Origin of the sequence: Microcoleus sp. S13_C3, from assembly GCF_036700905.1 — a bacterium.
GTDB lineage: Bacteria > Cyanobacteriota > Cyanobacteriia > Cyanobacteriales > Microcoleaceae > Microcoleus.
Genome location: NZ_JAUBPT010000265.1, coordinates 1 through 6,322 on the forward strand (window position 1 = coordinate 1; position 6,322 = coordinate 6,322).

Consider the following 6,322-nt stretch of genomic DNA (forward strand, 5'->3'; position numbering starts at 1 on the left):
TGACTAATGACTAATGACTAATGACTAATGACTAATGACTAATGACTAATGACTAATGACTAATGACTAATGACTAACTACATTAAGGATTGCTATGCAAAAGTGGGAGTATTTATTTGTGGATGCGAATATGTATCCTTTTGGAAACAAGCTGATTAGTTTATATGTAAACGGTGAAGAACAGCGAGATTGGAAACAAGGCTCGCTGCATCTATTTGTCAATCATTTGGGGGAGGAGGGATGGGAACTTGTGGCTCTGGATCACGACTCGAAGTATGACCAAAATTGTTTGATTTTTAAACGCCCTAAGCTTATTTAATAAAACTCGGAGTATAAAAAACTATGGCATTAGTAAAGATTGACACTTTTCACCCTTCTTAGCAACGGGCTAGAAGCCCGTTCCACACACAACAAAGATATTTTATTGTGGAAGAGGCATCCTGCCTATTCTTGAAAAGGGTGCAAGATTTTAGTGCAACCTAACTTAACAACAAACAACAGTTTTTTTCATTAGTATTACAAGTTGTCCGAGCGATCGAGCCTGCGGTGCCATTCGGCATCTATTTTGGCTGACTGTTCTAGTTCTTGTTGCGTTAATTCTGTTTCTGTTGTATAAGCTAAGTCTTCTCCTGTCAGAACGTTTTCTGCTGCAAATTCCTGGGCGTAGGTGAGTTTTTTGAGCAAGCTGTCATCGGGTTCGTTTAATAACATTGCTCGCTGCTGACGCTCTTGATTGCGGGCTTCTATCCGGCTATTTTTCCACTGAATCCAGAAGTAGCGAATTAAAGGAATTGCGAGAAATCCGACGCCGTAAATTAGGAGCATGGGATAAACAGCGCTGACGAAACCGATAAATCCACCGACGATTAAATTATTAGTTAATAGATTCCCCAAAACTAACGCACCGACAAGATTGACGGCTCCTAACCCGGCTGCCAGCATGATTTGGCCGGAACTGGCGTTGCTGAAACGCCACAGCATTTCTCGCAAATAAGCTGCTACTGGTTCAGAATTTCTCTCGGTGGCTGTGGTTTGCAATTGCGGAAAGTGGTAGACTATTTGCCCTTCGGGACTGACTTCCGGGTGGCCGTCAAAACGGGCGAGAGCCGGTAACATATATTCTTCGTATTCTCGGGTGTATCCTTGTCCCAGATTGTCTAGATATGGAGCAATTTGTTCGGCGGCGACGGCGCCTCGGTTGTTGCGAATTGCGGCGGCAATATCGCTCCACTTGCGCTCTTCTAGATTGTGATTGGGGTTGCCGTCTCCAAATATAAAGGAGAAAACTGCTTCCAGAAAACTCATATCGGGTTTTTGGCCAGTTAAGCGCGATCGCTGCTGGTAGTATGGTTGGTCATGGTTCCAGTAAAATATCCAGCTTAAGTCGTTCCAGAAGTAGGGAAAAAAGGAAAAGCCGCCGCCTCTGCCGCCCCCGCCACCACTGCCTCCTCCTCCGCCGCCGCTGTTATTGCTATCGCCGCTGGAGAGTAAAATCGTGATAGCAACAAAAATTAAGAGGATAGAAGCTACCAGCACTATGCCGAAAGATATCCGAATCAGATAAAATAAAATGCGCCAGATTTTTTGCCACCATTCCTGCAACTGCAAGCGCAAGAATTTGTTTCGCAAAATATCTCGAAAGTTTTTGGGAAATAGGTAGGCAATGTCGCCGGATTCTGCTACTTGCAGGTTGCCGCCTGCTTCGGAGGCGAGGGTTAACAGTTCTCGCTGGGCAAAATTGACATCTAATCCAGCTTTTGCCGCCACGTCTCCAACCGTAACGCGGTAGCCAAGTTGTTCGACGGCTTGCATAATGGTGGGATTCGGAGCCATAGGTTTCTCTCTGTGAAAATTACCCGGTTATTTTTATTATATATTGCGGGAATTCGAGCTGGTTTTGGCGATCGGGTTTCTGATTTTTTTTGAGGCTGCCCTTGACTTTGGGGCAAAATATTGCTAGTGTTTTGCCGAATAACTTTTAAGTATGGGCTGAAGTCGAATAGCTTAATAAAACTTTGTGATTGAATTTCTCCTCGGCCTTTGCTTTTGCTTGTTTGCTCTGAGGTCAAGGAGGGGGGATTATGGGTACAGTTAGTAGGGTACGGTGCGCGATCGCCCGTTGGCGTTAGCAAAGCAATCCGAAGGAAAGCCATCGAAGAGGAGAGGATTGCCCCTGCACCCTCCAGCAGAACTTTTCCCTTCGGCGCGGGTTTTTGTAAGTTTTGTGTAGAGTGCCAGAGATATGTTAAAGAAATCTAGTTTTTTTGCAAGTCTTGCAAGACTTCTATAAAATAGATAGAGCTTGCGCGGGTGTTAAACCCAAGGGCGTGTTTTAAGGTTCGCACTTGCGATCGACTAAACTTTTTAGCGCCCTCAACACAACGGCCCACTACAATAGTGGCGCAATTATTAATAGCAAAACTTTACAGGCTAATTTTTCTGATTAGCCACTAACCAAAGAATCGCATATGCCAAGAACTCAACGCAACGATAACTTTATTGACAAAAGTTTCACGGTAATGGCTGATATCATCCTCAAGATTATGCCAGCCAAAAAGCAGGCGAAGGAAGCTTTTGCTTATTACCGGGATGGTATGTCAGCTCAAGCAGATGGCGAATATGCTGAAGCGCTGGACAATTATCATGAAGCGCTGAAGCTGGAGGAAGATCCTTACGATCGCAGTTATGTCTTGTACAATATGGGGCTGATCCATACTAGCAACGGCGAACACGATAAAGCTTTGGAATATTACAGCGAGGCTTTGGATCTCAATCCGAGAATGCCACAAGCACTGAATAATATTGCTGTAATTTACCACTATCAAGGGGAAAAAGAAAAGGAAGCTGGCAATATTGAAGGCGCGGAAGGGCTGTTTGATAAAGCTGCGGATTATTGGAAGGAGGCTATTCGCTTGGCCCCAAACAATTACATTGAGGTGCAAAATTGGCTGAAGACGACAGGCAGATCGCAAATTGATGTGTATTTTTAACTAGGATGGGCATGGGCACGGGGCATGGGGCATAGTTAGTAGTTAATAGTTGGTAGTTAGTCGTTTCTCTAATAACAAATAACCAATGCCCAATGTCCAATGCCCAATGCCCAATTCCCAATTCCCAATTCCCAATTCCCCATTCCCCATTCCCGATTTTTATGATTGACAGAGAAGAAGTTCGGAAAGTAGCGAATTTAGCGAGATTGGAATTAACGCCGGAAGAAGAAGAGCAGTTTACTGGTCAACTTAACGGTATTTTGGATTATTTCGAGCAGTTGAGCGAACTGGATACGAGTAAGGTACAGCCGACAACGCGGGCGATCGATGTTAGTAATGTAATGCGATCGGACGATTTGCAACCTTTTGCTAAGGGAGAAAGTATTTTGGAGGGAGCCCCCGATCGCGATGGGGAGTTTTTTAAAGTTCCTAAGATTATGTAGGGTTCCCCCTACGCAGCTAACTGAGGAACATCCCTTGAGGGGCGGGCTAGCAATGCCTACCCCAAAAGCCGATTAAATTAACTGTCGAACAGGTAATAAGTAAGCCCGGTAGAAGCCACCCCACAAGCCGATTAAACTGATAGAAACCCAACACAATATCGCTCATAGCGATCGATCTTTAAAGTTCATTCTTGGGGTGACAAATAGTCATGTATGTATTAATTGGTGGAGCAGGAATGATGGGGCTGGGTCTAGCCCAGCAGTTATTAAAAGTCGGTCATACGGTTGCAATCCTCGATGCCGACCCGCTGGCCTGTCGTTTTGCTCGAGAAAAAATCGGAGTGATGGCATTTGAGGGCAGTGCGGTGAGTACAACGGTGCTTCTGGAAGCGGGAATTAAACAAGCAAACGCCGTCGTTGCTGCACTCAGGGACGATGCACTGAATTTAGCGCTGATCACCCTATCTAGGAGCTATGGCATTTCCCATATTGTGGTGCGAATGCGCGATCGCGAATTCCTGGAAGCCTATCGACTTGCCGGAGCCAGTCACATCATCAACACTATTGATTTGGCAGTTGCATCAATGGCGAATGCGATTGAATATCCCCAAATCGAGTCGATGATGCACTTTGAACACGGGCAAGTCGAGGTACTAAAGCTGCCAGTTCCAGGCGATTGCAAGGTGGCAGGTCACACCGTTGCTCAAATTGCTCAAGACCCTCGTTTTCCAAAAGGTTCGCTGATTATTGGTTATCAATGCCATGCCTGCGCCAATCTGGAGATTCCGAACGGCAATACTGTTCTAGAAGCAGGTTCTACCATTCTCGTCGTCACCCGTCCAGAGCTAGTTCACCAAATGATTGATTACCTCGGCATTCGCGCTAGTCATCTGCCAACGTTAGAAGTTTCTCATCCAAATCTTTGATGTAAGGATGAACCAGATCCTCTGGGACAATTCGCTTGCGGAGGGCATCGCTAACTGCTCCTTTTTCTGCTAGAAGCAATCGCCGCCGAATCGTATCTAGCCCGCTGCGATCGCCATCTAGTTGCCCGGCCCGATGTTTATTGTAGAGATCGCGCAGCACTCGCTCAGAGTGTGCTACTCGTGCTTGATATGATGCCCATAACTCCTCGTAAACTGCCTTCGGTAACACGCCAGATTTCAGCAAACTATCTAGCTCATCTTGAGCCGCTTTGGAAGCGATCAACTGAATCTGTAACTGCCCAGCTTCCTGCATTACATCAGAAACACGGCTAATTTTTAGTCGTTTTACTATCCACGGTAAACTTAATCCCTGTCCGACCAAAGAGAATAAAACTGCACCGAACACCAGGGCAATGATGTTATCCCGTCCTGGTAGGGTCAAGGGAATCGCAACAGCTAAGGCCATTGAGAGAGACCCTTTAATATTCCCTAAAACCAAAATGTGCTGCCAGCGTAGCGGAATGGGGCGATCGAACCAACGCAGCCCCGCTAATAACAAATAGACCGAGAGAATCCGTCCCAGTTGATAAGCCAGAATGACGAATAAAATGGATGGCAAAATTCTCCACAGCGTCAGCGGGTTAATTTCAATTCCAATCAGCAGGAAAATAAACGTATTGACGCCAAAACCAGCGTATTCCCAGAAACTCAGCAAGGTAATCCGATCCGAGGCAGACGAACTGCGAGGCAGCCCAAGGTTGCCAAAAACAAGTCCGGTGATGACCACCGCCACTGCGCCCGATACGCCTAAAAATTGTCCGATTTGGAAGGTTCCCAATGCGAGAGCGACGGTTAGCAAAAGGCTACTCAACGGATCGTTTAAGCGAACAAATATCGGCACGCTCAAGTAACCTAAAACACCCCCGACCACTGCCCCACCTAATGCAACCACGAGCAGTTCCTTCACGCCTTGTATAGCTGTGAGAGAGCCTGTCGAATAAATTACCAAAACCAAATTAAATGAAATTAGAGCAGCCGCATCATTGAACAGAGTTTCTCCCTCAACAATGGTGGACAATCGAGAAGGCACACGGATCTCTTTAAAAACCGCAATCATCGAGACTGTATCAGTGTTTGCCAGAATGACTCCGATCAGCAACGCTGGAATCCAGTCTAGCCCCAGCCCAAATTTAACCAGAACAGCGATAATTGCTGAGGAAAAGATCGAGCCGGGACCCGCCAGCAGGGCGATCGGCTTAAAGGTGCTGCGGAGACGGCTGATATCAGTATTGATAGCTGCTTCAAAAATCAGAATTGGTAGGAAAAGATTTAATACTAAAGAGGGGTCTAAACCAATTCGACGCGACAAGAGCTCCGTAATGGGCAAGCCTGCTAACACTAAGCCCGTCACATAGGGAATTCGCAACCGTTGGGTTACGAGTGCAACAAAAGTTGCAATCAGCAGCAGAATGATCAAGATGATGACCAATTCAGGAATGGCTCCTGCAGTTTGGCTATTTGTAGCAGGATTGCTGCCCAAGGGAGGTGCTTGCGCTACAATCGACTCGATCGCCGATACTCCTCTCATAAACTGGTTTTCCTCAAAGAAATTGACAGATTAACTACCGTTTTAGTCTACACGAGACGGTTCACTCTGCTGTAGACGTAACTGCAATTTATGTGGTGTATTTCGATGAATGCCGATGAAGCTGAAACAGGATTTCTGGGTTGGTTGGGCGCTCTGAGCGTTTTTAAAGTGCAATTTTTTTGGTAGATATGGATGATTTCCTAACCATTAAAGGATGCTAATTGCTCTTAATTGTGCTGGTTTTTAATTTTTTTTAACAGTCTCTTCTGAAGCATTGCCGACCCGATCGCGGTTGCCGCTAAGGATCGCGAATTAAATAACTTACAATTTTAATTGTTATTGTGGGATGGGCGTCCCGCCCGTCCAAAAAGGACG

Annotated in this window: 6 protein-coding genes; 4 read left to right on the top strand and 2 right to left on the bottom strand. The window is 45.9% G+C overall.

Annotated features, from left to right (window positions below; all coding sequences use genetic code 11):
• The first annotated feature begins 94 nt into the window (after positions 1–94).
• A complete protein-coding gene (locus QUA16_RS35185) occupies positions 95–319 on the top strand; it encodes a hypothetical protein (RefSeq protein ID WP_015174403.1) in 225 nt (74 codons plus the stop codon).
• A gap of 197 nt (positions 320–516) precedes the next feature.
• Here QUA16_RS35185 and QUA16_RS35190 read toward each other — a convergent pair whose 3' ends face one another.
• Positions 517–1,833, bottom strand: coding sequence for a hypothetical protein (locus QUA16_RS35190; RefSeq protein ID WP_333109305.1), 1,317 nt, complete (start codon positions 1,831–1,833; stop codon positions 517–519).
• Between the two features lie 635 nt (positions 1,834–2,468).
• On the opposite strand from QUA16_RS35190, the gene QUA16_RS35195 reads away from it, so the two are divergent.
• The 3 genes from QUA16_RS35195 (at position 2,469) to QUA16_RS35205 (ending at position 4,359) form a co-directional block, all read left to right on the top strand.
• Positions 2,469–2,990 (top strand): photosystem I assembly protein Ycf3, encoded by a 522-nt coding sequence (locus tag QUA16_RS35195; protein ID WP_333039118.1) that lies wholly within the window; start codon positions 2,469–2,471, stop codon positions 2,988–2,990.
• A gap of 161 nt (positions 2,991–3,151) precedes the next feature.
• Positions 3,152–3,433 carry an Asp-tRNA(Asn)/Glu-tRNA(Gln) amidotransferase subunit GatC gene (gene gatC / locus QUA16_RS35200; RefSeq protein WP_006635952.1) on the top strand — a complete coding sequence of 94 codons (282 nt, stop codon included), beginning with the start codon at positions 3,152–3,154 and terminating at the stop codon, positions 3,431–3,433.
• Positions 3,434–3,642: 209 nt separating this feature from the next.
• The gene (locus QUA16_RS35205) at positions 3,643–4,359 is read left to right on the top strand and encodes a TrkA family potassium uptake protein (RefSeq protein ID WP_333109302.1); all 717 of its coding nucleotides are present in this window, start codon (positions 3,643–3,645) and stop codon (positions 4,357–4,359) included.
• On the opposite strand, the gene QUA16_RS35210 is transcribed toward QUA16_RS35205, so the two are convergent.
• Positions 4,316–5,947, bottom strand: a complete 1,632-nt coding sequence (locus QUA16_RS35210; protein ID WP_333109301.1) for a sodium:proton antiporter — start codon at positions 5,945–5,947, stop codon at positions 4,316–4,318. The genes QUA16_RS35205 and QUA16_RS35210 overlap by 44 nt on opposite strands.
• Positions 5,948–6,322 lie beyond the last annotated feature (375 nt).

What these genes read in the sequence shown, in the direction of transcription:
- QUA16_RS35185 (WP_015174403.1), top strand. Translation starts at nt 95, where the DNA reads ATGCAAAAGTGGGAGTATTTATTTGTGGATGCGAATATGTATCCTTTT.
- QUA16_RS35190 (WP_333109305.1), bottom strand. Translation starts at nt 1,833, where the DNA reads ATGGCTCCGAATCCCACCATTATGCAAGCCGTCGAACAACTTGGCTAC.
- gatC (WP_006635952.1), top strand. Translation starts at nt 3,152, where the DNA reads ATGATTGACAGAGAAGAAGTTCGGAAAGTAGCGAATTTAGCGAGATTG.
- QUA16_RS35210 (WP_333109301.1), bottom strand. Translation starts at nt 5,947, where the DNA reads ATGAGAGGAGTATCGGCGATCGAGTCGATTGTAGCGCAAGCACCTCCC.
- QUA16_RS35195 (WP_333039118.1), top strand. Translation starts at nt 2,469, where the DNA reads ATGCCAAGAACTCAACGCAACGATAACTTTATTGACAAAAGTTTCACG.
- QUA16_RS35205 (WP_333109302.1), top strand. Translation starts at nt 3,643, where the DNA reads ATGTATGTATTAATTGGTGGAGCAGGAATGATGGGGCTGGGTCTAGCC.